The organism is Mannheimia haemolytica (assembly GCF_004342115.1).
GTDB lineage: Bacteria > Pseudomonadota > Gammaproteobacteria > Enterobacterales > Pasteurellaceae > Mannheimia > Mannheimia haemolytica.
This window is the reverse complement of sequence record NZ_SMAC01000005.1, coordinates 38,543-64,068: the sequence shown is the minus strand read 5'-3', so window position 1 is coordinate 64,068 and position 25,526 is coordinate 38,543. Positions and strand designations below refer to the sequence as shown.

Annotated in this window: 25 protein-coding genes; 9 read left to right on the top strand and 16 right to left on the bottom strand. The window is 40.6% G+C overall.

From position 1 onward, the window contains the following. Positions 1-16: 16 nt before the first annotated feature. From EDC41_RS02715 to pepP, 4 genes are all read right to left on the bottom strand, one after another. Positions 17-904: a DMT family transporter gene (locus tag EDC41_RS02715; protein WP_006252339.1), complete on the bottom strand. Its 888-nt coding sequence runs from the start codon at positions 902-904 to the stop codon at positions 17-19. 53 nt (positions 905-957) lie between these two features. Further along, on the bottom strand, positions 958-2,274 hold the full coding sequence (gene argA, locus EDC41_RS02710) for an amino-acid N-acetyltransferase (protein ID WP_006252340.1): 1,317 nt from the start codon (positions 2,272-2,274) through the stop codon (positions 958-960). Positions 2,275-2,402: 128 nt separating this feature from the next. Then, positions 2,403-2,588: a YegP family protein gene (locus EDC41_RS02705; protein WP_006252341.1), complete on the bottom strand. Its 186-nt coding sequence runs from the start codon at positions 2,586-2,588 to the stop codon at positions 2,403-2,405. A gap of 204 nt (positions 2,589-2,792) precedes the next feature. Further along, positions 2,793-4,115 carry a Xaa-Pro aminopeptidase gene (pepP, locus tag EDC41_RS02700; RefSeq protein ID WP_006249010.1) on the bottom strand — a complete coding sequence of 441 codons (1,323 nt, stop codon included), beginning with the start codon at positions 4,113-4,115 and terminating at the stop codon, positions 2,793-2,795. Between the two features lie 215 nt (positions 4,116-4,330). Here pepP and EDC41_RS02695 point away from each other — a divergent pair, with 215 nt between their 5' ends. Further along, positions 4,331-4,654: a hypothetical protein gene (locus EDC41_RS02695; RefSeq protein ID WP_006249011.1), complete on the top strand. Its 324-nt coding sequence runs from the start codon at positions 4,331-4,333 to the stop codon at positions 4,652-4,654. A gap of 76 nt (positions 4,655-4,730) precedes the next feature. Here EDC41_RS02695 and glpX read toward each other — a convergent pair whose 3' ends face one another. Next, positions 4,731-5,750 carry a class II fructose-bisphosphatase gene (glpX, locus tag EDC41_RS02690; protein WP_006252342.1) on the bottom strand — a complete coding sequence of 340 codons (1,020 nt, stop codon included), beginning with the start codon at positions 5,748-5,750 and terminating at the stop codon, positions 4,731-4,733. 196 nt (positions 5,751-5,946) lie between these two features. On the opposite strand from glpX, the gene zapB reads away from it, so the two are divergent. Continuing rightward, positions 5,947-6,165 carry a cell division protein ZapB gene (zapB, locus tag EDC41_RS02685; protein WP_006249013.1) on the top strand — a complete coding sequence of 73 codons (219 nt, stop codon included), beginning with the start codon at positions 5,947-5,949 and terminating at the stop codon, positions 6,163-6,165. 55 nt (positions 6,166-6,220) lie between these two features. Next, positions 6,221-6,802: a thymidine kinase gene (locus EDC41_RS02680; protein WP_006249014.1), complete on the top strand. Its 582-nt coding sequence runs from the start codon at positions 6,221-6,223 to the stop codon at positions 6,800-6,802. 90 nt (positions 6,803-6,892) lie between these two features. Here EDC41_RS02680 and EDC41_RS02675 read toward each other — a convergent pair whose 3' ends face one another. The 4 genes from EDC41_RS02675 to EDC41_RS02660 form a co-directional block, all read right to left on the bottom strand. Next, entirely contained in the window at positions 6,893-8,011 is a 1,119-nt protein-coding gene (locus EDC41_RS02675; RefSeq protein WP_006249015.1) for an anaerobic sulfatase maturase, read from the bottom strand. Between the two features lie 89 nt (positions 8,012-8,100). Continuing rightward, entirely contained in the window at positions 8,101-9,549 is a 1,449-nt protein-coding gene (locus EDC41_RS02670) for a sulfatase family protein (RefSeq protein ID WP_006252343.1), read from the bottom strand. 91 nt (positions 9,550-9,640) lie between these two features. Beyond that, positions 9,641-11,338, bottom strand: coding sequence for a solute:sodium symporter family transporter (locus EDC41_RS02665; protein ID WP_006252344.1), 1,698 nt, complete (start codon positions 11,336-11,338; stop codon positions 9,641-9,643). Positions 11,339-11,481: 143 nt separating this feature from the next. Continuing rightward, on the bottom strand, positions 11,482-12,033 hold the full coding sequence (locus tag EDC41_RS02660) for a Crp/Fnr family transcriptional regulator (protein ID WP_006252345.1): 552 nt from the start codon (positions 12,031-12,033) through the stop codon (positions 11,482-11,484). Positions 12,034-12,131: 98 nt separating this feature from the next. Here EDC41_RS02660 and EDC41_RS02655 point away from each other — a divergent pair, with 98 nt between their 5' ends. Continuing rightward, positions 12,132-12,929 (top strand): sulfite exporter TauE/SafE family protein, encoded by a 798-nt coding sequence (locus EDC41_RS02655; RefSeq protein ID WP_020824062.1) that lies wholly within the window; start codon positions 12,132-12,134, stop codon positions 12,927-12,929. Positions 12,930-12,943: 14 nt separating this feature from the next. On the opposite strand, the gene tsaB is transcribed toward EDC41_RS02655, so the two are convergent. The 6 genes from tsaB to rnd all read right to left on the bottom strand — a co-directional run bounded on the left by tsaB (position 12,944) and on the right by rnd (position 20,209). Beyond that, complete coding sequence (gene tsaB, locus EDC41_RS02650) at positions 12,944-13,636, bottom strand: tRNA (adenosine(37)-N6)-threonylcarbamoyltransferase complex dimerization subunit type 1 TsaB (protein ID WP_032844422.1); 693 nt, start codon at positions 13,634-13,636, stop codon at positions 12,944-12,946. A gap of 82 nt (positions 13,637-13,718) precedes the next feature. Then, positions 13,719-14,801: a 3-deoxy-7-phosphoheptulonate synthase AroG gene (gene aroG / locus EDC41_RS02645; RefSeq protein WP_006252619.1), complete on the bottom strand. Its 1,083-nt coding sequence runs from the start codon at positions 14,799-14,801 to the stop codon at positions 13,719-13,721. 88 nt (positions 14,802-14,889) lie between these two features. Next, on the bottom strand, positions 14,890-15,729 hold the full coding sequence (ypfJ, locus tag EDC41_RS02640) for a KPN_02809 family neutral zinc metallopeptidase (RefSeq protein ID WP_006249022.1): 840 nt from the start codon (positions 15,727-15,729) through the stop codon (positions 14,890-14,892). Between the two features lie 151 nt (positions 15,730-15,880). Then, entirely contained in the window at positions 15,881-18,541 is a 2,661-nt protein-coding gene (locus EDC41_RS02635) for a DNA translocase FtsK (protein ID WP_006252618.1), read from the bottom strand. Between the two features lie 10 nt (positions 18,542-18,551). Next, positions 18,552-19,034, bottom strand: a complete 483-nt coding sequence (gene lrp, locus EDC41_RS02630; RefSeq protein ID WP_006251058.1) for a leucine-responsive transcriptional regulator Lrp — start codon at positions 19,032-19,034, stop codon at positions 18,552-18,554. 56 nt (positions 19,035-19,090) lie between these two features. Beyond that, complete coding sequence (rnd, locus tag EDC41_RS02625) at positions 19,091-20,209, bottom strand: ribonuclease D (RefSeq protein WP_006249025.1); 1,119 nt, start codon at positions 20,207-20,209, stop codon at positions 19,091-19,093. A gap of 133 nt (positions 20,210-20,342) precedes the next feature. Here rnd and EDC41_RS02620 point away from each other — a divergent pair, with 133 nt between their 5' ends. Continuing rightward, a complete protein-coding gene (locus tag EDC41_RS02620) occupies positions 20,343-21,530 on the top strand; it encodes an ROK family protein (protein WP_006251057.1) in 1,188 nt (395 codons plus the stop codon). 47 nt (positions 21,531-21,577) lie between these two features. Beyond that, positions 21,578-22,300 carry a dethiobiotin synthase gene (gene bioD / locus EDC41_RS02615; protein ID WP_006251056.1) on the top strand — a complete coding sequence of 241 codons (723 nt, stop codon included), beginning with the start codon at positions 21,578-21,580 and terminating at the stop codon, positions 22,298-22,300. A gap of 48 nt (positions 22,301-22,348) precedes the next feature. On the opposite strand, the gene EDC41_RS02610 is transcribed toward bioD, so the two are convergent. Next, entirely contained in the window at positions 22,349-22,558 is a 210-nt protein-coding gene (locus EDC41_RS02610; RefSeq protein ID WP_006249028.1) for an alternative ribosome-rescue factor A, read from the bottom strand. Between the two features lie 151 nt (positions 22,559-22,709). Here EDC41_RS02610 and EDC41_RS02605 point away from each other — a divergent pair, with 151 nt between their 5' ends. From EDC41_RS02605 to EDC41_RS02595, 3 genes are read left to right on the top strand one after another with little or no spacing between them, the layout of a single operon-like run. Continuing rightward, positions 22,710-23,465 carry a class I SAM-dependent methyltransferase gene (locus tag EDC41_RS02605; protein ID WP_006249029.1) on the top strand — a complete coding sequence of 252 codons (756 nt, stop codon included), beginning with the start codon at positions 22,710-22,712 and terminating at the stop codon, positions 23,463-23,465. 30 nt (positions 23,466-23,495) lie between these two features. After that, a complete protein-coding gene (locus EDC41_RS02600; protein ID WP_006249030.1) occupies positions 23,496-24,572 on the top strand; it encodes an AI-2E family transporter in 1,077 nt (358 codons plus the stop codon). A gap of 13 nt (positions 24,573-24,585) precedes the next feature. Next, positions 24,586-25,524: a gluconeogenesis factor YvcK family protein gene (locus EDC41_RS02595; RefSeq protein ID WP_006249031.1), complete on the top strand. Its 939-nt coding sequence runs from the start codon at positions 24,586-24,588 to the stop codon at positions 25,522-25,524. The last annotated feature ends 2 nt before the right edge of the window (positions 25,525-25,526 follow it).

Below are 25,526 nucleotides of genomic sequence, written 5' to 3'. Positions count from 1 at the left end.
TAACGTGAATTTGTTGCTAATTACTCTGTTTAGTTTCAGCGTGAGTAATATAAATGGTCGCAGCGATAATAATCGCTGCCCCTAGCCATAATTTACCCGGTGGCACCCAGTTAAATACAAGCCAACCGGCTAATACATTCAGCGGCAATTTAATAAAATCAAACGGCTGAATGTAGGAAGCATCTGCTACACTGTAGGCTTTGGCTACCGCCAGTTGTGCTAACGCCGTAAAGAAACCGAGTAAGATTAAAAAGCCGAAATCGCTCCAAGAAGGCAGACTAAACCCACTAGGGCTAAGGTTCGTGAGTGCAATCAACAAATTAAAAGGCGTAATTAGAATAAACAGATAAGCGACCATCGTAGTTGGGCTATCGTAGCGAGAGAGTTTTTTCACCATTAGCGAATAACCTGCCCAGAAAAAAGCAGCAGCAATCGGCAACAGTGCAATCATTTCAAAATAATCGCTCCAAGGCTCTAGAATAATCATTGCCCCAACAAACCCCATTGCAGTTGCAATCCAACGCTTTTTATCCACTTTCTCTTTTAAAAACAGACCGGAGCCGATGGTCACAAACAATGGCGAAGTCATCAATAACGCTATGCCCTGCCAAATAGGTAATTGGTTAGCGAGTGCCATTGTCCAACATTGAATACCAATCGCAGATAGAAAAATCCGAAAACAGTGTTGCCCAAAATGCTCGGTTTTTAATGAAGAGAAGAAACCGATATTATTCATACTGGGTACGAGGAAAATAAAGGCGACTAAATATTGCACCAGTGCAATCACACTCGAATCAATTGGTGAAATGGACGTTAATTTGGGAATTAAGGTATTGATACAGGCAAATAATACACCTGCGGTAATAATTGCCATAGCCCCTTTGATGGGTTGATGTTTTTTCATAGCTCTCCTTTTATAGTTCTCTTGGTAACAAGCGGTCAAAAACATTGAATATTTTACCAAAGTGGTAAAATTAATACTTTAGAACGACGTTGATAATTGTAATTTTCCCGTTTATAGCGAGGTAAATCTTGGGCATCTGCCAGCCTAAATCCTCGCTCTTGGAACCATTGTGTGGTTCTTGTAGTCAGCACAAAGAGTTTCTCCATTCCCAGTTGCACTGCCCGTTTTTGAATATTTTCCAGTAGAATATCCCCTCTTGAGGAATCACGATAATCAGGGTGAACCGCCACACACGCCATTTCCGCCATTTTTTCTTCCGGATACGGGTTAAGTGCCGCACAAGCAATCACCACACCATCACGCTCAATAATGGTGTAGTTTGTGATTTCCATTTCTAATTGTTCTCGAGAGCGTTTGACTAAAATGCCCTGCTGTTCAAGTGGGCGGATTAAATCCAATAATCCCGGAATATCACTGGAATTAGCAATACGTACCTGTTCCGAGCTTTCCATTGAGAACTGTGTGCCAATACCATCACGAGAGAATAACTCTTGAAGCAATGAACCATCTTCTTTATAGCTTAATAAATGCGAGCGTTTCACTCCCTCTCGGCATACCGTGATCGCCGCCTGCAAAAACCGAGCTTTCGGGGTGTGATATTCGCCACGCTCGATTAACTGCTGTAACAAGGTTTCGCCATCTTGCGGAAGATAATCTGGAATTGGCTTGCCGTTTTCATCTAAAATCCCCTGCTCTTCACAAAAACCGATTAATTTATCGGCACGAAGTTTAATTGCAACCTGTGTGGCAATATCTTCAAACGGCAGATTAAACATTTCACCGGTAACAGACGGGGCAATCGGACCAAGTAATACAATCGAATTTTGTGCCAGTTGCTGCTTAATGCTCTCAATATTAATACGACGGATTTTACCGCTTAGTGCATAATCTACCCCATCCACCACGCCAATCGGCTGAGCTAAAATCATATTACCACTGACTACATTAATCACTTCAGAATGGGGTAAACGCAAAGAAAGGCGGGCAAAGAAATCATAATGAACTTTCCCTACCGCTTGTTTCACATATTCTAGCGATTGTGGATTAGTCACACGGATATTGTGGTAATACTCCGGCTCAATATGATTTTGTTTTAACAATTGGTTAATTTGCGGTCTTGCCCCAAATACAATCACTAATTTGATATTCAGGCTGTGCAGGAGACTGATTTCATTGATAATATTGACAAAATTCGGGCTTTCGATAACATCGCCATCAAGCATAATCACAAAGGTTTTGCCTCTGTGCATATTAACATAAGGTGTAGATTGCCTAAACCATTGAGCTAATGCGAGTTCTGTGTTTTGCATATATTTCCTCTTTATAATATAAACGCATATTATCTTTTTTAGAAAAATCCGCAAGCCTTAAATTGAATAATTAAGCATTATATTTGCATAAATAACAAAGCCCTGAAATAATATCAGGGCTTTATAGATTATGCTTCAGCTTTGGTTAAATCTTTTACTTCTGTTTCAGGTGTAACTTTTTTAACTGCTTCAATGCCTTTTTGACAACCTTGCTTAGTCGTATAGGCTTGGCTGGTTGCAATAACTTCGTGGTTACCCGCTTTTAAACGCCAACGAAATTCTTCTTTTGCATCTTTGTAAATTTCAAAATACATATAAACACTCCTTCGTGTTGTGATTGCCCAAACACTGTGTTTGTGTCGGGTTAGCTTAAGCTAAATTCCCCAAAATATCAAAGCAAGCGGTCATTTTTTTACAAAAATTTGCGAATTAATTTAACGATTGCATCAACTGCTCAACATCCGCAATTTCTTTAGGATATCAAAGCAAGCGGTCATTTTTTTACAAAAATTTGCGAATTAATTTAACGATTGCATCAACTGCTCAACATCCGCAATTTCTTTAGGGCAACCGCTGCTTAAGTTTTTGTTGCCGTATTCGGTAATCAGCAAATTATCTTCAATCCGAATCCCAATACCTTTATATTGCTCCGGTACATCCGCATCTTTAGGAATATAGATACCGGGTTCAACAGTTAACACCATACCAATCTGCAAAGGACGATCCCGCTCCGTGCCGTAATCCCCCACATCGTGAACATCTAGCCCTAGCCAATGCCCTAATCCGTGCATATAAAATTGGCGATAGGCTTTTTGCTCAATCAGGCTTTCCACATCACCGTTTAAAATTCCTAAGCGAACCAAGCCCTGCGTGAGAATCTGTACAGCCTTATCGTTTGCCGCTTTAATCGAGCTGTTTGGCACAAGAAGATTAATCGCCTCTTTTTGCATAGTTAAGGTTAATTCGTACAGCTCTTTTTGCGGTTCGGAGAATTTCCCATTAATAGGGAAGGTTCGGGTAATATCGCCGGCGTAATACGCAAATTCCGCCCCTGCATCAATCAGTAATAAATCGCCGCCTTTAAGCACCTGATCATTTTCATTGTAGTGAAGAATACAGGCATTCTCACCGCCGGCAACGATTGAATTATATGCCGGAAACCTTGCTCCAAAACGGCTAAATTCGTGTTGAATTTCCCCCTCAATTTCCCACTCATAACGATTCGGGCGAGCTTGTTTCATCGCTCGAATATGTGCCATTGAAGAAATATGACACGCCTGCTGAATTAAGGCAATTTCAAATTCTGATTTAATCAACCGCATTTCCGATAACATTGGCTGCCAATCAATCAAGGTTGTCGGCACTTTTTGCCGATTGACTTTCATTTTTTCAAATGTTGCAAACAAAATATTATCGCCCCACTCTTGTATCCCTAACGCACAATAACAAGCGGTCAGATTTTCTAATTTTTTTGCAAGAACGGTTTCAATGTCATCAATATCAAAAGCTGCGTTAAGCTGTAACGTTTTTGGAGCTTCCTCAATCCCTAAACGTCTGCCATTCCAGGTTTCCATTAAAGGGTCTTTTTTACGCACAAAAATAATACTTTCCGTTTTACCTTCGCTTTTTACCAGCAATACGGCTGATTTAGGTTCTGCCAAACCGGTTAAATACCAAAAGTAACTATCAGGTCTAAACAAGTATTCAGAGTCACTATTACGGCGTTTTTCCGATTCGGTAAAAACCAATAACGCAGAATTATCCTGCATTTGCTCAAGCACACGCTCACGGCGTGCGGTAAATTCTTCTTGTGGCATTTTAGCCAAATAAGCGAGATCCATTATTTCTCCTTTTTATTATATCTATATCGAAACCTGCCTTATTTTAGCACAAACGCAGCATAAATTCAGCCTAACCAAAACAGATGAAAGATTATATTTGAGATCTTGATTGCAAAAACAAAACAGATTAAGATTAAATATAACCTTTACATATCTAAACAGGTTATATTTAACCTATAAATACATAAATAATCTACTTTTAGCTCAAAAATAAAATGAAACTATCAAGCGAACTACAAAATCAGATAAACCAACTAAATCAGTTACGAAAACAGGCACTCAAACAAGAGCAAGACGAGCAGAAATTGTTTGAAAAAAATAAAATTGAAGATTTGCCACATTTTGGCACGCAGCTTAATGCTCAGAGGAAACTATTAGGCATAGAATTAACCACCCTTGAAATGCAAACCGGCATTTCAAGCTCTACCCTAAAACGCTTATTTAAAGACCCAAGCCAAGTGAAATTTCAGACAATTTGTATTGTGGCAGAAACACTCGGCTTTAATTTATGTGCAATTAATACTCACAAACAAGAGTAAGCGTGACAATGTAGTGATTTTGATTACTTTGGGAAGACAAAAAATCGGGCTAAAAGCCCGATTTATCAGAGAAAAGCTATAAATCCAATAAAGAAAGGAGTTCGTTATCTTTACGATCGACATAATGGTCGGATTGAATTTTACGAATGGTTCTAGATTTGCCACGAATAAGTAAGGTTTCAGTGCTGGCAATATTGCCTCTACGTTTAATCCCTTTTAACAATTCACCTGAAGTAATGCCGGTTGCAACAAAGACGATATTGTCGTCACGCACCAAATCTTCTAATTTCAACACCGTATTCACCGGCACATTCATTTCATTACAGCGTGAAAGCTCTTTTTCGGTAGCAGTTAAATTTTCCGGGCTATTCCCCTTCACTTGGTTGCGAGGAATTAAACGTGCTTGCATATCGCCACCCAATGCACGAACCGCAGCCCCCGCCACTACCCCTTCAGGTGCTCCGCCGATACCATAAAGCAGATCCAATTCGCTCTCTGGCAAACAGCATTGCACCGCAGTCGCAACATCGCCATCAGGAATCGCAATCACTCTTACCCCTAATTTTTGCACATCGGCAATTATTTTTTCGTGGCGAGGCTTAGCAAGAATAGCAATGGTTAATTGGGAAAGTAATTTGCCCTTTTTCGAGGCGACACGGCGAAGATTTTGTTCAAGCGGAAGATTTAAATCAATCATTCCTTTGCATTCCTGCCCCACCACTAATTTTTCCATATACATATCAGGGGCTTTTAAAAAGGTTTCTTTGCCGCCTGCTGCTAATACCGACAACGCATTTGCCTGCCCCATTGCAGTCATACGAGTACCGTCAATCGGGTCAACCGCAATACTGATTTCCTCATCTTCTAGGCGGGATAGACCGATTTTCTCGCCAATATAAAGCATCGGTGCTTCGTCAATTTCGCCCTCACCAATTACCACTTCGCCACGGATTTCCATTTGGTTCAGCATAAACCGCATTGCTTTCACCGCAGCTTCATCAGCGGCATTTTTATCCCCACGGCCTAGCCAAGAGTAAGCTGCTAGAGCCGCTGCTTCCGTAACACGAGAAAATTCAAAAGAAAGAGTTCGTTTCATTTTTGTTCCTTAGTTTCTTGAAAGAAAAACTTTAAAAGAAGAGAGATTATATTTTATCAGTAACCTGCAAGCTACGTTACTAAAAAATCAGCGTTTGAATAAAAATTCACAAATAGCCAAACTTTTTTATAAAAATAAAGTCAGATTTAGAGTATAATCTTTACAAGTTTTTATATTATTTTAGAGGGAATTTACTATGTCATTATCGGTTTTAGACCAATTAGAAGAAAAAATTAAACAAGCTGTTGAAACTATTCAATTACTTCAATTAGAAGTTGAAGAATTAAAAGGTAAAAACGATGCAGCGAAACAAGAAAACGACACCTTGCGCAGCGAATATGAACAATTAAAAGTGGAACAACAAAACTTCCAAGATCGTTTACGTTCACTTTTAGGTCAAATCGACAACGTTTAATTCTATTTTCAGCACAAACGGCTAAATTTTTAGCCGTTTTTTATTTGTTACAGCTATGGCAAAACTCTATTTTTACTACTCCTCAATGAATGCAGGCAAATCTACTACTCTGCTTCAATCTTCTTATAATTACCAAGAACGTGGAATGAACACTTTAGTTTATACCGCCGCTATTGATGACCGTTTCGGTGTGGGGAAAGTCAACTCTCGTATCGGTATTTCACAAGAAGCCAATTTATTTACCGCTGATACCAATCTATTTGCGGAAATTAAGGCATTACACTCAAACAAAGCGTTACACTGTATCTTGATTGATGAGGCTCAGTTTTTAACTAAAACACAGGTTTATCAATTAAGTGATGTGGTCGATAAACTCAAAATTCCGGTGCTTTGCTACGGGCTACGCACCGATTTCCAAGCTGAATTATTTGAAGGTAGCAAATATTTGTTGGCTTGGGCAGATGAGCTGGAAGAACTCAAAACCATCTGTGATTGTGGCAAAAAAGCCCATTTCGTCGTTCGATTAAATGAAAAAGGCGAAGCCATTAAAGACGGTGAACAAATACAAATCGGCGGCAATGATAGATATCTCTCTGTTTGCCGTTATCATTACAAACAAAAGTTAGGTAAGCTATAAGCTACAAGAAGCAGCAAGCGGTTAAATTTTCGGGAATTTTTGCAAATTTTCAGCGAAATTTAACCGCTTTTTTGTGTTATTTACCTCTCTTTACTTTCCTGCAAACCGAATTTGCTCACTCATTTGTCTCATCACACTCGAAGTCTCGGCAAAAAACTGTTGGTAAGAGGGGCAAAGGTAGTTGTGGTTTTCGCTGTTTGCTTGGGGGACGATGCGGTGTTTGGGGCAGCCGCCGTGGCAAAGTATGCGGAATTTGCAGTTTAGGCAGGCTTGCGAGAGTTTTGCCTGTTTATTCTGCCCGAATTGGCGTTGGGCGGCTGATGAGACGATCTCTGCCAACTGCTGTTGGTTGAGGTTGCCGATGTGGTAATCGGGATAGACGAAATGGTCGCAACTGTACACATCGCCACAGGCTTCCACCACCAGCGAGCTGCCACAGGTCGGGCGGAATACACAGTTGTTGGAGGGATAGCCAAGCCATTGCCCGAGCAGGTTATCAAACTCGATCACAAAAATCTGCCCACGGTCAGGCAGCCATTCGTGAAAAACATCCACTAAAAATTGCCCGTAGCCTTGGGGCGGAACGGAAAAGGGTTGTAATTCCCCCTTGTGGCTTTCCACCACCGGAATGAACTGCATATAACGGCTACCGAGGGCTTTGAGGGCTTGATAGGTTTCTCTGCCCCGTTGCCAGTTGCGGTCGTTCACCACCGTGAGGGTGTTAAATTCCACGCCAACCTCTTTCAATAAATCGACCGCACTTTTCACCCGTTCAAAGGTCGGTTTACCGTTGGTGGAAATGCGGTAGCGGTCGTGAATGTCGCTCAGTCCGTCAATGGATAAGCCCACCAGAAAATGATTCTCTTTGAAAAAGCTCGCCCACTGACGGTTTAGGGCAATGCCGTTGGTTTGGATTGCGTTGGTGATCTGCTTGCCGTTTGCAAATTTTTGTTGATATTTGACCGCTTGTTTGTAGAAATCTAAGCCCAGCAGGGTCGGCTCGCCCCCCTGCCACACAAAATCCACCCGTTGGCTTTGGTTGGCTTCAATGTAATGACGAATGTAGTTTTGCAGCGTTTCATCGTTCATAAACTGCGATTTTTCTGGCGGAATGGTCTGTTCCTTGCTCAGATAAAAACAGTACTCGCACTGAATATTACAGTGAAAACTGCTGGGTTTTGCCATTAGGTGGAAGTAGGTGGTGGTCATTGTATCTCTAAATTGTAGGGGCGGACTTTATGTTCGCCCATTGTTTACATTAATTTTCGGGCGGGTATAAAACCCGCCCCTACAAACAATTATATCTCATCAATAATCCGATACACCCAATTTTCCAGTGGGTCGTTGAGGCGTTTCATTTCCTGTCGCATTTCTTCCAACATCTCTTTTTTCACGGCTCGGTAGGCTTCGTCATAAAAGAGGTTGTGCATCTCTTCGGGGTCTTTTCTGACATCGTAGAGTTCACAACGGTCGGTGGCGTTGAAGACTAATTTGTAATCCTTACGCCGCCACATTCGCTGTTCAAAATAGACAAAATGCCCTGCCAGTTGGCACAACAAGCCTTTACGGTCGTTGTTTTGGCTTTGTCTGGTTATCGGCAGAATACTCTCGCCTTGGAAAGCGGTCGGGATCGGTTGATTTGCTACATCATACACGGTGGAGGTGAGATCGTGCAAATAAACGAGGTTGTCATCGACTTCGTTCACCCTTGTAGAGTGTGGATCTTTGATAATCAGCGGAATGTTGTAGGTGGTTTCAAACATAAACTCGCCTTTTTCGATCATCTTATGCGCCCCCATCGCATCGCCGTGGTCGGCGGTAGCAACGAGGAAGGTATTTTCATAGAGATTGTTCTCTTCCAAGAAACGAAACAGCTCGCCAATGGCATCGTCAATCAGCGTGATGTAGCCCCAGAATTTAGAAATCACCTCTTTCCAACGATCTTCGCTCGCCTCCCACATTCCCCACATTTGTGAAATGGTGCGGAAGTGGTTCGGTTTGCCCTCAAGCGGTTTGAAGAAACTCTCGTCCAATACCACTTGGCTTGGGTCATACATTGAATAATACGGCTCCGGCACTACACACGGAGTGTGCGGCCCCCAGAAGTTGATCCACGCAAAGAACGGTTTTTTCTCATCAAGGGAGGCTTGAATGTATTTTTTCGCCTCGTCAATGATAAACCACTCTATTGTCTGCTCGCGACTGCCGGAAAGCAAACCACAGAGTTCCTGCACACGCAGGTGTGGATTGTCGCCAAAATAGGCTCGACTGACTTCAGGTGCGTCATAGCCTTTTTCCGCCAGCCATTCACGGTAGCGGTTGGAGTGCGTTGGCGGCTGATTGAACACGAGGTTTTTATACACTTGGCTACCCGGGTAGCCATAGCCGTCAAAGTTATGACCGGCGATGCCATAATCTTCGGGAACGGATTTTGTACCAACGTGCCATTTGCCGATCACAAAGGAGTTATAGCCCTCCACGCCGGCAATATTAGGGTTTTGTTGTGGAATTTCGCCTGTGCCGCCTTTTTCGCCGTTTTTGATAATCCCGTGGCTGGACGGCATTAAGCCGGTAAACAGCGAGGTGCGAGCCGGCCCGCAGACCGAAGCCGGCGTAAAGGCGTTGTTAAACCGAATGCCGTCTTTCGCCAAGCGATCCAAATTTGGGGTTTTCACCACCTGATGCCCGTAAGTGCCGAGCATATCTTTACGCACTTGATCTAACAAAATATAGATGATGTTATTCATAAATGACCTCTTTGTTAGGGCAAGAGCCCTGATGAAATAGTCTTCCAAATATACACTCCCCTCTTTAGAAAAGAGGGGAGTGTATATTTGGTTAATTCACAACCTTTTTACCTTTACATTTTGCAAAAAACACAACACAAACCACCGCTTGTAGCACCGCATACACCGCCAGCACCATCGCTGGGTTGCCGTCTGGCGAGGCTAAACCGAGCGGAGAAAGGAAAGCGTATAGCGTGAATAAGCCCAATACGATAGAAGCCACTGCCAGTGGGGCGTATTCCCAACCGGTTAAGTCCACATTAGCGTGGTTGATTTTGTTGTCTTCGTATGGGGTCGCACGTTTTAAGAAAGTGCCTAAAATCAGCATTAACGCCACATCGAACACGAACAAACCGGCTTGCACATACACGAAGTTGATTTTTACATCAAACACCCAAACGATGCAGAAGTAGAGAATAACGTGTGCGAGCAAGGCAATGCGTGCGGCTTTTCCTGAGACGGTTTTGTTGAATAACCCCACAGCGAAAAGTGCCACAATCGGAATGTTCACAAAACCGGCGAAGCGTTTGGTCAGCAAGAAAATACCGTCTGAACCGAACATCAGTAACGGTCCGAAGATCATCGTAATCACCGCCATTACCGCAGAGACTTTTTTCGCATAGCGGATAAGTTCCGCATCTGTGAACTGTTTTTTGCTGATAGACGGTAGCAAGTCTTTACAGTAAATGGTTGCCGCTGAGTTTAAGAACGAGTTGAAGGTACTCAAAATCGCCCCGAACAGTGCGGCAATAAAGAAGCCTTGTAGCACGGTTGGGAAAGTTTTATTCACCAATTCAGGGTAAGACACATCAATCGGTTTCAAGCCCTCACCTAAAATATGGAAGCTGAGTAAGCCCGGTAAGTTTAAGATAAGCGGTAGCAATAATAAGAACAGTGCCGCAATTAAGATCCCTTTTTGACCGGCTTTTAAGTCTCTCGCCCCCAAGGCACGTTGCACAATGGCTTGGTTGGTCGTCCAGTAGAAGAAATGCACCACCATAATACCGGTGAAAATGGTCGGCCACGGCACTGCATCGGTGGCACTACCCACCGCATTCCATTTTTCAACGTGAGTAGTGGTGATGATTTTCACCCCTTCTGCCATACTGCCATTACCTAAATAGATAAGTGCAAACACCGGCACTAATAATGCCCCAATGACTAACAAGACCGCATTCCAAGTGTCTGACACCGCCACCGCTTTTAAGCCACCGAAGATCGCATAAATCGCCCCAACAATACCAATCGCAATCACCGTGTAGGTAATCGCCGCCCCGTAGCTTAAGCCGAAAGCGGTTTCAAGGTTGAAGATTTTATTGAAGGCAATCGCACCGGTGTAAAGTGCGGTCGGAATGACGATGAAAAGATAGAACACCAAAAACAAGCCCGACATAATCAAACGGGTTTGGCGGTCGAAACGGTTTTCAAAGAACTCCGGAATGGTGGTGTAACCGTTGCGGATATATTTCGGCAACAGATAAAGTGCCAAGAAGCAAAGCGGAATGACCGCCGGCACAGTCCACGCAATAATCGAGAAATTACCGGCATAAGAGTTGGCATTCACGCCGATAAGTTGCTCGGTAGAAAGGGAAGTTAAGACCATTGAACAGCCGATAATCGTAGCACTCAAGCCACGCCCTGCCAAGAAATAACCTTTAGATGTTGAAAGATCGTCATTTCTGGTTTTTTGCCAGGATATATACCCGACTAGTCCAGTCACAACCAGAAAAGTAATTATTGTTAATAACATATTCTTCACCTCAATATGACTATATAAATGACATATCCCATTAGAGACGGCAATAGCATAAATCTTATTTTTAACGATAGAATATGATGTTTGTCATAATAGATATGTGATGGTGATCACAACTATGAATAATTTATGACAATTTAACTGATTTTCTTTAATTCCCGCCGTAACCGAATTGCTGTTTCGGTTTCACAACCTGCAAATTCAGCGATTTCACGGTTAGTCCAGTGATAATTGGGGTAACGTTGATGTAAATAGTGGATGCTGCTTATTACCCGCTCTTGCGTTTTTTGATAGGACACCATCGATAAACGATGTTCTGCATCTTGTAATTCTGTAGAGAGCTGTTTTAATAGGGAGATAATTAAGTCAGAATTGTTTGCCCAAAACTCCATAAAATTTAATGGGGTAATTCGTATCAGTTCTGCCGGCTGCAAAACTCGGGCTGAACAATGGTAAGTGCTGTTACCAAAAAAGGTCCGAAAACCAAAGTAATCACAGGCTTTATAAACCCTTACTAAGCTCTCTTTACCATTTTCCAGCATATGATACAGCCCTATCAAGCCACTCTTTAAAAAATAAAATTCTCTGGCGTGATAACCCTGAGAATAAATGACGACTCCTTTTTCTAGATCAGACATTACACTTAATTGGCAAGACATCAATTGTTCGGGGGTTGGCATATTGTTCATTGATTATCCTTATTATTTTATTTTTGCCATATATGATTGCGATCATAATCCTTTATTTAGAAAATTTTGCATACTTATCGCACTTTAGGAGATGGATTATGACAATGGCCGTGATAATTATTTTGATCATTTGTGGTGTTGTAGTCAATATCACTTCTGCACTATTTGGGATTGGCGGCGGTGTTTTAATGATGCCGATTTTACATTCACTGTTTCCTGAACTGCCTCTCCAAGTGATTTCCGCCTGCTCTCTTACCATTGTGATTGGTTCAGCCACTATCAATTTATGCTTATTCCACCATCAACAGATAAAAATCAATCGAAAAAATGTGTTGATTTGGTCACTTGCGATGATGTTAGGCGTACAAATTGGGTTTGAACTCAGTTTTCTTTTCTCTGATAACAGCATTATCGCTATCTTTATTCTAACCCTGCTGACACTTTCATTTAAAACCCTATTTCACAAACCAAGAGTTAAACCTAAACCAAAAGAAGCAGTATCTAATGCCACAATGTGCAGTTTAGGCGGTTTAATTGCAGGTATTACCGGCATTGGCGGCGGTTCGATTATGGCTCCGATTGTCACGCAAATACGCTCGGTTTCACCGAAACAGGTTGCAGTTTATACTAACTATATGATGGTGATTGGCGGAATCGGCAATTTATATGGCTACTTATCCCGCCCTTTTGTGTTGAATTCAACCTTAGCAACTTGGCAAATCGGCTATGTGAATTTTGCGATTGTCGGCATTGTGGTAATGAGTTCGCTTTTTACGGTCTATTTTTCAATGAAATTGCGCAATATTTTAAGCCCCGAATTAACCACGAAGCTACTAGGTATGATCTTATTTGGCATTGCTTGTTATACGGGGTTCTTGCAATACTTCTTTATTTAGCAAAAAGCGTAGTGTTATTGCTTATGCGGTAATTTTTCCCAAGTGACTTCATTACGCAAATACACCGGTTCTATTTCAAGGGCAGATAGAGTATTCCCTTTTAGGATTTCAGTTTCAGCAATCGAAAGCATATATCGACTGGAAGGCAAAGTGATATCGCTAATAACAAGCGGTAGATTTTGCTCAGAAAATTGCAAATATGCCGCCCAACCTGTGCCAACCACCACAGTCTCTTCACTTACTTGAAATTGGCCTATTGCAGCTTCGGGCGAACAGACTTGTTCAGCCACTACTTCATTCCATTCTGCACCCTTTCGTTCAAATTGAGCAAAGTAAACTTCATTCATTCGGGCATCAATTAAGGCAATTACCTTTGTTGCCCCTAATTTTTGATATGCCTCTTCTGCCATTGCTTTTAAGTTGGAAACAGCGACCACCGACAAATTCGCCCCCATCGCTAACCCTTGAGCCACACTTACACCTACTCTCACGCCGGTAAAACTGCCCGGACCACGTCCGAATACTAAATAATTTACTTCTTTGAGTTCGATATTGGCTTGATGAAGTAATTCATCGACCATCGGCAAAATTCGCTGGGTATGGGAACGAGGGCTGATTTCTTCTAAGAAAGTGATATTTCCGTTATGTTGTAACGCTACAGAGCAAGCCTCTGTGGCAGTATCTAAAGCAAGAATAGTAGATTTCATCATATTTTTAGTTTGAACAAATTGAATTTGCTTTAAGGTTAAACAAAGAAAGGGCGAATTGTATTCGCCCTCAATGAAAAGATTATTTTGCAAATTGTCGGCGTTTTTCGACCGCTTGTGCCAGTGCAAATAACGCTTTTTCGCTATCTTCCCAACCAATACAACCGTCTGTAATACTTTGTCCGTAAACTAACGCCTCTAAACCTTTGCCTTCAATTAAGTCTTGGCGACCTTCTACCAAGTGGCTTTCAATCATCACACCTGAAATAAAGTCTGATCCACCTGCAATTTGGTTGCACACATCAGCACAAACGTCCATTTGGCGTTTGAACTGCTTCTGGCTGTTAGCGTGGCTGAAATCGATCATCACGTGTGGACGTCCGCCGGATTTCTCAATCGCAGCACAAGCCGCTGCAACGGAGTCAGCATCGTAGTTGGTTGCGCTATCGCCACCACGCAAAATAATGTGACAGTCAGGATTTCCTGCTGTTGAAACAATCGCAGAATGCCCGAATTTAGTGACCGATAAGAAATGGTGTGGCGATTTTGCGGAAGAAATTGCATCTAATGCAATTTTCACACTACCATTCGTGCCGTTTTTAAAACCTACCGCACAGGATAAACCAGAGGCTAATTCACGGTGGACTTGAGATTCAGTCGTTCTCGCCCCAATTGCTCCCCAGCTCATAAAGTCAGCCACATATTGTGGTGTAATCATATCCAAAAACTCGCCGGCAGTCGGCACGCTTAAATCATTAATATCAGATAATACTTTACGGGCAATGCGTAAACCATCGTTTAAGGCAAAGGTTTCGTTCAAATAAGGGTCGTTAATTAAGCCTTTCCAACCAACGGTTGTACGGGGTTTTTCAAAATAGACACGCATCACCACTTCTAAGTTTTGGTTAATTTTCGGATCAGCACGCATTGCTTTAATTTTTTGTGCATATTCTAATGCCGCTTTCGGGTCGTGAATGGAGCAAGGTCCAATCACCACTAATAAGCGATCATCCGCACCGTGTAAAATTTTGTGGATTGATTGACGGGTTTTAGCAACGGTTTCCGCTGCAACATCACTTGCCGGATAGGCTTCCAGTAATGCAATAGGTGGTAGTAATTCTTCAATACTGGTAATTCTGACATCGTCATTTTTGATATAAGACATTGTGTTCACTCTCTAAATAAAATGAAAATAAAATCGTACTATCATAGTAGTACGATAATAAAAAGATTTCAAATAATTTAATTATTTTTTAATTAAATGTATTACAAACTGCAGGATTTCCTGTGGTTAAACCTTTTCTAAACCAAGCCAAACGCTGTGCAGATGAGCCGTGGGTGAAGCTATCCGGCACGACATAGCCACGACTTTGTTGCTGTAATCGGTCATCTCCAACTGCTTGGGCAGCATTAAAGGCTTCTTCCACATCGCCTTCCTCTAATCGGTTGGCTTTTGCGAGTTGGTGTCCCCAAACGCCGGCAAAACAGTCAGCTTGCAATTCTACATTGACTGAAATTTGGTTTGCTTCGGCTTTAGATGAGGCTTTCATTTGAGCCCGTTGGGTTTTGCTTGTTATGCCCAATAAATTTTGGACGTGGTGGCCAACCTCGTGTGCAATCACGTAAGAGAAGGCAAAATCGCCCGATGCTCTTAATTTTTTACGCATATCATCATAGAATGATAAATCTAAATAAACCTTTTGATCGACAGGGCAATAGAAAGGACCCATTGCAGATTGACCGGTGCCACAGGCAGTTTGAATTGCCCCACGGTAAAGCACCAAAGACGGCTCTTTATAAGTTAGACCATTTTGCTGGAAGTAGGAAGTCCAAATATTTTCTGTGGTCGTTAATACTTTAGCGGATAAGGTTCTTAGCTGTTTTTCTTCACTTTCATTTAATGCTGATGTCTGCTCCTCATATTCTACGCCACCGCCCATTAAACCTGTTAAGTCAACACCATAATAAGCTCCAACAAGCACGATAATAAAGGTTAATATTCCACCTTTCCCTCTACCAACCTTAGTTCTACCCACATTGTTGAATCTTCTGTCTTCAACATTTTTACTTTCTTTAATATCATCTAATCGCATATATTCAACCTTAAAAGATGTAAAAATTGCGTTAATTTTAGCCCAAAGACTAGCCTTATACTATGCTTATTTAGCATTAGATAAATACAAGCGGTTAGATTTTTGTCAAAATTTGCAAAATTTCACAGAAATCTAACCGCTTGTATGTGTTTTACCTCGCCAGCACTTCTCGTTTGCCACCTTTAAGTGGCTCAGAAACAATGCCTTGAGCTTCCATTTGATCCACAATTCTAGCCGCACGGTTAAAACCAAGCGAGAAGCGGCGTTGAATATTACTGATAGAGACCGAACCGGTTTCCGTGATATATTCAACAACCTCATCAAATAGCGGATCTAAATCGCCCGTTCCGCCATCGTTTTTGCCATCAGCCTCTTCCGAGCGGGATTCCACAATGCTTTCCAAGTAGTTTGGTTTTCTTCTTGCCCGCCAATTATCCGCCACGCGTTGCACTTCTTCGTCTTTCATAAACGCACCGTGTATCCGAATAATATCCGGGCTGCCAGCTCCTGAATAGAGCATATCGCCTCGCCCTAATAATGCCTCTGCTCCACCTGAATCTAAAATAGTTCTTGAGTCAATTTGGCTCGCTACTGTAAACGCAATCCGGCTTGGAATATTGGCTTTAATCACGCCGGTAATCACATCGGTTGACGGACGTTGGGTAGCAAGAATTAAGTGAATTCCCACCGCTCGGGCTTTTTGAGCAATTCGCATAATGTACTCTTCCACTTCTTTACCGGCAGACATCATTAAATCCGCAAACTCATCGACAATCAGCACAATATAGCTTAATTTTTGTAGCGGAGGCGGAAGGCTATCCATTGAATCGCCCGGTCGCCACGTTGGATCTGGAATCGGCAAATTCATCGCTGCCGCTTGGTCGATTTTCGCATTATAGCCTTCAATATTACGCACCTGTAAATGGCTTACCAGCAAATAACGGCGTTCCATTTCCTCCACCGCCCAGCGTAGTGCGTTGGCAGCTTTTTTCATATCGGTTACTACCGGCGTTAATAAGTGAGGAATATCGTTATAAATGGAAAGCTCCACCACTTTAGGGTCAATCATAATAAAGCGGACTTGTTCTGGTGTAAGTTTGAACAATAGACTTAAAATCATCGTATTCACCCCAACCGATTTACCCCCACCGGTCTGCCCTGCCACCAGTAAGTGTGGCATTTTCGCCATATCGACCACCACAGGCTCACCACTGATGTCTTTACCTAGTGCCATTGGCAATGTTGCAGTGGTATTGCGGAATTCATCGCTGTCTAGCACATCACGCAACCACACTGTTTCACGGTGTTTATTCGGAGTTTCAATACCCATATAAGGTTTGTTTGGGATAACTTCAGTAATCCTAATCGCTTTAAACATTAAGCCACGAGCTATATCGCTCGCTAAATTGGTAATTTTGGAGGCTTTTACCCCGGCAGCCGGTTGGATTTCATAACGGGTCACTACCGGACCGACCAATACATCTTCAACGGTAGCTTTTACGCCAAAGTTTGCTAATTCTGCTTCTAGCCGCACAGAGGTTTCTCGTATTTCCTGTTCGGTAATTTGCTGGCTTTGAATCGGTGCTTTATCCAACAAATCTAGCGTTGGCAATGGTGTTGTCGGTTTTTCGGTTATCACTTTTCGTTGTAACAACGGGTGAATTAACGTATCACCATAGCCTTTTGGATAGGCTGGCTGCTCAGACACATCTTTCATCGCCTTGGGCGGCGTTACCATAAATTCCGGTGTAATTTCACGCACATCGTCAATAGCTTCTTCAGTATCTTCAATATCATTATCAAGCTGAGTTTGAGGTAACATAGATTCTGCTATTTTCAGGTCTTCCAATGATGAACTGTTTTCGATTGTATCCACCTCGTTTTCGATAGCGGTATTTAAGCGAATGGTCGGCATTTGCAATACATTGGATTCTTCGTTTGGTAACTCATAGCCCGATGTAGCTTGTTCCGCAACTTGGTTAACCATATCAGGCTGTATTAAAATATTAATAGTCGGTAGCTCAAGATCTCTTTCAATTTCATACATTTCTCGGTTATCTATCTCTACATTTTCCGAGTGTCTTAAACCACCAATGTTTGGGCGTTTAAAGGCGGAGATATCGGTAAATTGCGGTTTATGGTCATCTACAACTTCCACCGCTTCATTTTCAGTTACAAGCGGTTGTTTTTGCTCAGTATTTTGCAAATGCTGAAGAGATTCAGCTGTTTTGCTCTCTTCTGATTTTGCCATTATCCACTCATAAAATTGCGTTAATATTGGCAATAATGATTGAACAGAGCAAAAATATAAGCCAGCTATAGTAAAAAGCATTGCAATCAATAAGGCACCAAATTGTCCGATAGTATCAGATAATATTGTCTCCCAAACTCCACCGACAAAGCCACCCGACAGATAATAAGCTGAGTTTGAAAAAAGCACGCTAAATAACCCGGCAAGACCGACCATCAATAATAAGAAACTGGCTAGGCGAATGAAGACAGTTTTCCATTTCATATCGACACTTAAACCCATTCCCAAGCTATAAATTGAGAAAATAATTAATGCAATAGGTACTAAAACTGCAACCTTACCAAACATTGCATAGAGCATATCAATACTCCAAGCACCAAAGTGACCTGTTTTATTCAAGGTTGTTTGTGTAATGCTGCTTGCAACAGACCAAGCATTATCTAATGGACTATAACTTGCCCAAGCAATTAGCAAATAAACGCCCAAAAAGCCGGTCAACAAAAGCATAAGTTTGATCAAGTTCTCTTTGCCTTTTAGGTGTGGTTTAAGTTGTTCAATCACCCAATTCTCCTTACTTTAACAACAAATAGTTGGTTTGTTTTACTTCTTCCATCACCACATAGGTTCGAGTGTCATTTACGCCGGGCAAACGAAGCAATGTTGTGCCTAATAACTTACGGTACGATGCCATATCCGCCACACGGGTTTTTAACAGATAATCAAAATCCCCCGATACCAGGTGGCATTCTTGAATTTCATCAAGTTGTTGAATCGCTTTATTAAATTCTTCAAATACATCAGGCTTACCACGCACCAAAGTAATTTCAACAATCACCAGTAAAGGGGCATCAAGTAATTCAGGGTTAAGTAAAGCTTTATAGCCCATAATTACGTTATTTTTTTCTAGCCGTTTTACCCGTTCTAAGCAGGGCGTTGGAGAAAGCCCAACTCGCTTTGATAATTCAATATTAGAAATTTTCCCGTTACGTTGTAGCTCGTTTAAGATTTTTAAATCAATCGCATCTAATGCTTTTGGTGGTTTTTTATTTTCCATATAAACTCCTTTTTAGGCAATTATACTGTACATAGTCTATGTAACCCGAATGAAATTTAAGATAAAACCGATAGCAGCTGTTCACCAAAAGGTTTTCGCCAACCGATTAATAATTCAGGAATTTTTTCTGATGGTTTTCCATCAATATACCATTTAAATAGCTGATTTAATTGACGTTTACTTGCAACCAATTCCGGTACGATATCAAGCGGTTGAATTTCTAATAATTTTTGCAACATCGCTTGCATATAATATTTATAACCCTTTTCATCCACCAAGCGCTGAATGAGTTCAGGATAATCATTCGATTCTATTGCTTTTCCTTGCTCAACCAACCATAGTATTTTTTTTCCGTGAATTCTGACTTCATTTGGGTGCATAAATTCTAACAGCGAAGAAGTGTGTTTAGGACAGCTTTTTGCGATTTGAACTAAACTTGCCTCCTTCACGACAAAATTTAAGGCAAGATTGCGCTTTTGTGCTTCTTCAATCCGCCATTTCGCTAATACTTGTAATATGGCTAACTCTTCCCGATTCAATCGCCAAGCATTGGCAATATTTTTATAGGCTTTTTCCTTATTGATAGGCTGTTTCGCTTTCTTCAACAAAGCGACACACTCCTCTGCTACAGCACTTTGCCAAGTGCTTTTTGTTAATGCTTGTGCCAATTTCTCATAAACTGGCAATAAATACCAAACATCAGCTGCCGCATATTGTAATTGTTCAGCGCTTAGCGGTCTGGCAAGCCAATCGGTTCGGGAAGCGCCTTTGTCTAGTTCAATATTTAAGTAGTGGGAAACCAATTTTGCAAACCCCATCGAAATACCAATGCCGGCAAAGGCTGCCATCACCTGAGTATCCAACATCGGCTCTGGCAATTGCTTAAATTGATACTCAAAAACTTCTAAATCCTCACTACAGGCATGTAATACTTTTATGATATTTTTATCGGCTAATAATGACACAAAAGGCGAGAAGTCAGAAATCGTATTTGGATCAATAAGGCTAACCTGTTGGCCATCAAAGAGTTGAATTAAACCCAATATCGGATAATAGGTACGTGTACGGATAAACTCTGTATCTAAGGCAACTACTTTTGTTTTTCTGGCCTGTTCACATACGGCCTCTAATTGCTCATTTGTTTCAACCCATTGGTAGTGAATCAAAGACTCCATATACTTTTCCTGAAATATTTAAACGTAAAAAATAATTATGTGATCTGTCTCTCATTATAAACAAAAAAAGATTGTTATTTTTTTCATATCAAAAAATAATTGTCATCTAAAAATTCTAACATAAGGATTTTAAATGTTTTCTGACAACAAAGCCCTTCATTTGGGTAAAATATACCATTTAATTGAGCAATTTGAACTCATTTCAAGAACAGATTTAGCTAAACTATCGGGGTTAGCCCCAGCTTCAGTAACAAATCTGACTAAAATACTAATAGATAACCACTTCATTTTAGAACGTACGGTTCAGACTACTTTATCCAGAGGTCGCCCCTCCGTTGGATTAGCTGTTTCTAATTTTTTTTGGCAACTACTTTGTGTTACTGTTTCATCTCATAAAATTGAAATTTCACTTTGTAAACTCAATGGTGCAGAAATTTATAAGCAAGATTATACAATCTCAGCAGAAAATTATCCTAGGCTAAATGATTTTATTCTTAACTTTATTACAAAGTTCCGCCAACTATATTGTGTCAATACTAGTCAGATCCTGGCTGTATCTATTAGTGTGATCGGTAAAATTAATGCAGAAAAAGACAGTATTACTCAATTGGGGAACAAAAATATATTCTGTAACATTACATCTAAACTCTCTCCACTGTTTCATTGTCCTATTTTATTAAGTGAACATTTTCAGCTGTGGTTGCTTGCAGAATCTACGGTTGGCTCATTAATTAACCAAGATAATGCTATTTTTCTACAATTAGATGATACTGTGAATCTAAGTGTATTGCTTAGTGGTAGTTTACTGTCTAAACACTCAAAGATGAATGTTGATAATATGCTTATGCCTAGATTTAGCCATCTCAGTGATGAAATATTCCCTGAACTAGATGAAATTCATCGCTATAAATTAGTCAATCAGGTGACGTTCCCAGCTATTGTGAGACTCATTGATCGTTATTTGCCTAATAATTTAAAAAGTCAGGAACAGAAAATCAGCTGGCTTTGTCAAAAAATTGATGAAAATCAACCGCTTGCATTAGCTATTTTATCGCATATTACCGATAATTTAGCTTATGCATTAATGAATTTAGTTAATATATTCTCTAGTGAAAAAATTATGCTAAACTCGCCATTGATCAAAATAAAAGAGCCGTTATTTACGCAAATTTCAGAAAAATTGCATAAAAATTTGTTACAAACAAACCTAAAAATCGATTTAGTTACCAGCCAATACGATTGGAATAGTCCATTAATTGCCTGTTCAGCAATAAAACAAGGAATTTATGACGGAAATTTGATCAAAGACAGAATAAATTGATCTATTTTTGGTTAAACTACCAGCCATATTTTCGAAAGGAGCCATTTATGCCCTCATTATTTATTACCGGAACAGACACCAACGTAGGGAAAACTGTGGTTACCCGAGCCATCATACAGACACTTACAAAACATAGTTTTCCTGTAATTGGCTATAAACCCATTGCTTGTGGCGGTGATGATTCATTACCCACAGAACCTACTCAATATGATTATGCTACTGAAGATAATTCAGACGTATTAACCATACTAGATAGCTGTCCAACTAATGTTAGCTATCGTGATATTAATAGCTATACTTTTATTCATTCCAGTACCCCTGTATTTGCAGCTTTAGATGCAGTTCATCATATTCAACTGGAAAAATTAAACACAGATTTAAAACGACTAGAAAATGCCTATCCAAATGTTGTCGTAGAAGGAACCTATGGCTGGCTAACTCCTATTAACAAGGATTACTATTTTGCTGATTGGGTAATGCAAAACAATATGCCGGTTGTTTTAGTGGTGGGAATTAAGGAAGGTTGTGTTAACCATGCACTACTTACTGCGAATGAAATTTTGCAGCGTGGTGTAAAATTAGTAGGTTGGGTCGCAAACAGAGTAAATCCAGGGCTACGGCATTATCACGAATTAATTGAACTACTGACACAAAAAATTAATGCGCCTTTACTTGGGCAAATTTCCTATATGGGTCACCCAGAGCATAAAGAACTTTCTTCTTATATTCAAAATCCAGAACCGTTGTTGGCCTATTTCAGTAAACCATAGTGTTTATCAGGCTTATAAAACTACAATAAGCTACAAATAAAACCCCATTTAAAAAGACTCTAACCGAATATTTTTAAATGGGGTTTCTTTTTGCCCATAGATAGTTTTTTTGTGTTTTTCTTGTCTGCGATAGCTCCCTTTCCCTTTACGATTTCTTTCTACACGTTGTCTAAAAAGTGGATCAGTCACTAATGCTTTTACTGCACTTTCTTTAATTTGACCTCGCTGGTGGAGGTAATCATTCTTTTGCTTACTCATTCTATTTTCCTCATATCAAAATGAGGTTGTATTCTGGCAAAATCTGTTGATGTTGTATATAAGAAAATGAAAAAATTGAGTATAATAACGAACATAGATCACAATACAAGCGGTCATATATTTAACGTATTTTGCAAATCCAGAGGTTTTTATGAAAAAAGAAGAAGTTGGTCATCATTTTTTAGCTCGTTTAGGCAAAACTCGTTTACGCCCCGGGGGGAAATTAGCAACTGATTGGTTAATTGCAAACGGGGATTTTGATAAAAATAAAAAAGTGCTCGAAGTTGCCTGTAACATGGGGACTACTGCAATCCAATTAGCTCAACAATTTGAATGCCAAATTGTTGGTATTGATTTAGACGAAGATGCGCTTGAAAAAGCACGTAAAAATATCAAAGAAAACCATGTTGAGCATTTAATTCAAGTACAGCGCGCCAACGCAACAAAACTGCCATTTGACGACGAAAGTTTTGATATTGTAATTAATGAAGCCATGCTGACAATGCTTCCTCTAGAAGCGAAAGAAAAGGCAATACGTGAATATTTTCGTGTATTAAAACCAAATGGCTTTTTATTAACGCACGATATTGTTATCCAAGATAAAGACTCCGATACTTTATTAGCCGAGTTGCGTGATGCAATCAATATCACTGTCTCTCCACTTGCTAAAGCAGACTGGAAATCATTATTCCAACGTTGTGGTTTCCGTAATGTTGATACCTTTTCCGGAGAAATGTCTCTACTTTCCCCTAAAGGTCTGATTCATGATGAAGGTGTTTTAGGCGCCATGAAAATTATCGGCAATGCATTAAAACCAGAAAATCGCGAAACCTTTAATAAAATGTACAAACTATTTAATGACCCGGACAAAAAGCTAGGGTTCATTGCAGTCTGTAGCCAGAAATAATTTTCATCGCATAATTTAAAGGCAATCCATATGTTTCAAATGTTGCAAGATTGGTATCGAAAAAAATTTACCGACCCGCAAATAGTTGTGCTGTTTAGTATTCTATTGATCGGTTTCGGTATTATCTATTTTTTTAGCGATCTGCTTATGCCCCTTCTGGTTGCACTTGTGTTTGCCTATTTATTGGAATGGCCAATCCGTTTTTTGTCGAGCAAACTCAAATTACCTCGAACTTTGAGTGTCATTCTAGTACTAGGAGGTTTCATCGCTTTATTATCTTTTTTAGGCGTAGTACTACTACCCAGCCTTTGGAATCAAGCAGTTACCTTTATTCAAGATTTACCTTCGATGTTTAATCTGCTCAATGCTTGGTTACAAGCCCTACCGGAGCATTACCCTGAATTAGTAGATTATGCGACCCTAGATTCCATTGTGAATACCGCTAAAAGTAATATTTTGAGTATGGGAGAATCACTTCTAACACTCTCGATTAACTCTATCATCAGCTTAGTTGGCTTAGGCATTTACACCTTCTTAGTCCCACTCATGGTCTTTTTCTTACTGAAAGATAAAATCGTTTTAATGCGTTCTTTTAGTAAAGTATTACCGCAAAACCGTCGACTTGCAACACGAGTATGGTTTGAAATGCAACAACAAATTGCCAACTATATTCGAGGTAAATTTTTAGAAATTCTAATTGTTGGGGTTGTCACTTATATTATTTTCCTCTTTTTTGATTTACGCTATCCGTTACTACTTTCTGTAGCGGTAGGGATTTCAGTGTTAGTTCCCTACATCGGTGCGGTTTTAGTCAGCATTCCGGTAATGTTAATTGCTCTATTCCAGTTCGGGTTATCGCCGGATTTCTACTATTTAATGCTCGCATTTATTATTAGTCAGTTGCTAGACGGAAATTTACTCGTACCCTTTTTATTTTCTGAAGCAGTAAATCTACACCCTCTGACAATTATTATTGCCGTACTCATCTTTGGTGGTTTATGGGGCTTTTGGGGAGTGTTTTTTGCGATTCCTTTAGCGACTTTGGTTAAAGCTGTATTACAAGCATTGCCTTCAGCCCAGTCAGATGCCATTATTTTAGAAAAATAAACGAAATCCCAAGATGGAAAATACAGATATTATTCCTTTTAAACCTACCCGACATCACTATTTAAACCAACTCAATGCAGTTGTTGCACTAGGTGGGGGCCACGGCTTAGGTCGATTGCTCTCCGCGCTCTCTTTTTTAAAGGAACGGCTTACCGGCATTGTTGCCACTACCGATAATGGAGGCTCAACCGGTAGAATACGTTCACAACAAGGGGTGATTGCTTGGGGAGATTTACGCAACTGTTTAAATCAAATTATCGTTAAACCAACGATAGCTTCTCGGTTGTTTGAGTATCGTTTTGCTGGCACAGGCGAACTCGCTGGACATAATCTAGGCAATTTAATTCTCACCGCCCTTGAAAATATGCAAATCCGACCGCTAGAAGGGATTAATTTGGTGCGAGAATTATTGCACGTAAGATCGCAACTTATCCCAATGTCTGAAATACCGGTGCATTTAATTGCACAGTTGCATTCAGGCGAATCAGTATTTGGTGAAGTGCAAATTGATTCTTTAGCAGAAACACCACAACATTTAGCGTTAGATACTATGGTTGTTGCTACACCAGAAGCCATTTCAGCTATTCAAAGTGCTGAGTTAATACTGCTAGGCCCAGGTAGCTTTTTTACCAGTATTATGCCGAATTTGCTGGTGGCAGGCATAGCAAACTCTATTGCTCAAAGCAAAGCCCGAGTAGTATTTATTGACAATATCGGACAAGAACATGGCCCAGCTGGGCAACTATCACTTAATCAGCGAATTGAATGGATGGAGAACTGTATCGGACAGGCTAGAATTAATGCGGTAATTACGACTGATGATGCCGGTTCTGAACTTCCCGAACATATTCAAATCTTGCGAAAAAACTTATCTGCGAATGACGTTTATTACCGACACGATCGCAATAAATTAAGTAAAGCAATTGATGAACTACTCGCTCAGAACATCTAAAA

Coding starts and splice junctions, on each gene's coding strand:
- EDC41_RS02715 (WP_006252339.1), bottom strand. CDS start 904: ATGAAAAAACATCAACCCATCAAAGGGGCTATGGCAATTATTACCGCA.
- argA (WP_006252340.1), bottom strand. CDS start 2,274: ATGCAAAACACAGAACTCGCATTAGCTCAATGGTTTAGGCAATCTACA.
- EDC41_RS02705 (WP_006252341.1), bottom strand. CDS start 2,588: ATGTATTTTGAAATTTACAAAGATGCAAAAGAAGAATTTCGTTGGCGT.
- pepP (WP_006249010.1), bottom strand. CDS start 4,115: ATGGATCTCGCTTATTTGGCTAAAATGCCACAAGAAGAATTTACCGCA.
- EDC41_RS02695 (WP_006249011.1), top strand. CDS start 4,331: ATGAAACTATCAAGCGAACTACAAAATCAGATAAACCAACTAAATCAG.
- glpX (WP_006252342.1), bottom strand. CDS start 5,750: ATGAAACGAACTCTTTCTTTTGAATTTTCTCGTGTTACGGAAGCAGCG.
- zapB (WP_006249013.1), top strand. CDS start 5,947: ATGTCATTATCGGTTTTAGACCAATTAGAAGAAAAAATTAAACAAGCT.
- EDC41_RS02680 (WP_006249014.1), top strand. CDS start 6,221: ATGGCAAAACTCTATTTTTACTACTCCTCAATGAATGCAGGCAAATCT.
- EDC41_RS02675 (WP_006249015.1), bottom strand. CDS start 8,011: ATGACCACCACCTACTTCCACCTAATGGCAAAACCCAGCAGTTTTCAC.
- EDC41_RS02670 (WP_006252343.1), bottom strand. CDS start 9,549: ATGAATAACATCATCTATATTTTGTTAGATCAAGTGCGTAAAGATATG.
- EDC41_RS02665 (WP_006252344.1), bottom strand. CDS start 11,338: ATGTTATTAACAATAATTACTTTTCTGGTTGTGACTGGACTAGTCGGG.
- EDC41_RS02660 (WP_006252345.1), bottom strand. CDS start 12,033: ATGAACAATATGCCAACCCCCGAACAATTGATGTCTTGCCAATTAAGT.
- EDC41_RS02655 (WP_020824062.1), top strand. CDS start 12,132: ATGACAATGGCCGTGATAATTATTTTGATCATTTGTGGTGTTGTAGTC.
- tsaB (WP_032844422.1), bottom strand. CDS start 13,636: ATGAAATCTACTATTCTTGCTTTAGATACTGCCACAGAGGCTTGCTCT.
- aroG (WP_006252619.1), bottom strand. CDS start 14,801: ATGTCTTATATCAAAAATGACGATGTCAGAATTACCAGTATTGAAGAA.
- ypfJ (WP_006249022.1), bottom strand. CDS start 15,729: ATGCGATTAGATGATATTAAAGAAAGTAAAAATGTTGAAGACAGAAGA.
- lrp (WP_006251058.1), bottom strand. CDS start 19,034: ATGGAAAATAAAAAACCACCAAAAGCATTAGATGCGATTGATTTAAAA.
- rnd (WP_006249025.1), bottom strand. CDS start 20,209: ATGGAGTCTTTGATTCACTACCAATGGGTTGAAACAAATGAGCAATTA.
- EDC41_RS02620 (WP_006251057.1), top strand. CDS start 20,343: ATGTTTTCTGACAACAAAGCCCTTCATTTGGGTAAAATATACCATTTA.
- bioD (WP_006251056.1), top strand. CDS start 21,578: ATGCCCTCATTATTTATTACCGGAACAGACACCAACGTAGGGAAAACT.
- EDC41_RS02610 (WP_006249028.1), bottom strand. CDS start 22,558: ATGAGTAAGCAAAAGAATGATTACCTCCACCAGCGAGGTCAAATTAAA.
- EDC41_RS02605 (WP_006249029.1), top strand. CDS start 22,710: ATGAAAAAAGAAGAAGTTGGTCATCATTTTTTAGCTCGTTTAGGCAAA.
- EDC41_RS02600 (WP_006249030.1), top strand. CDS start 23,496: ATGTTTCAAATGTTGCAAGATTGGTATCGAAAAAAATTTACCGACCCG.
- EDC41_RS02595 (WP_006249031.1), top strand. CDS start 24,586: ATGGAAAATACAGATATTATTCCTTTTAAACCTACCCGACATCACTAT.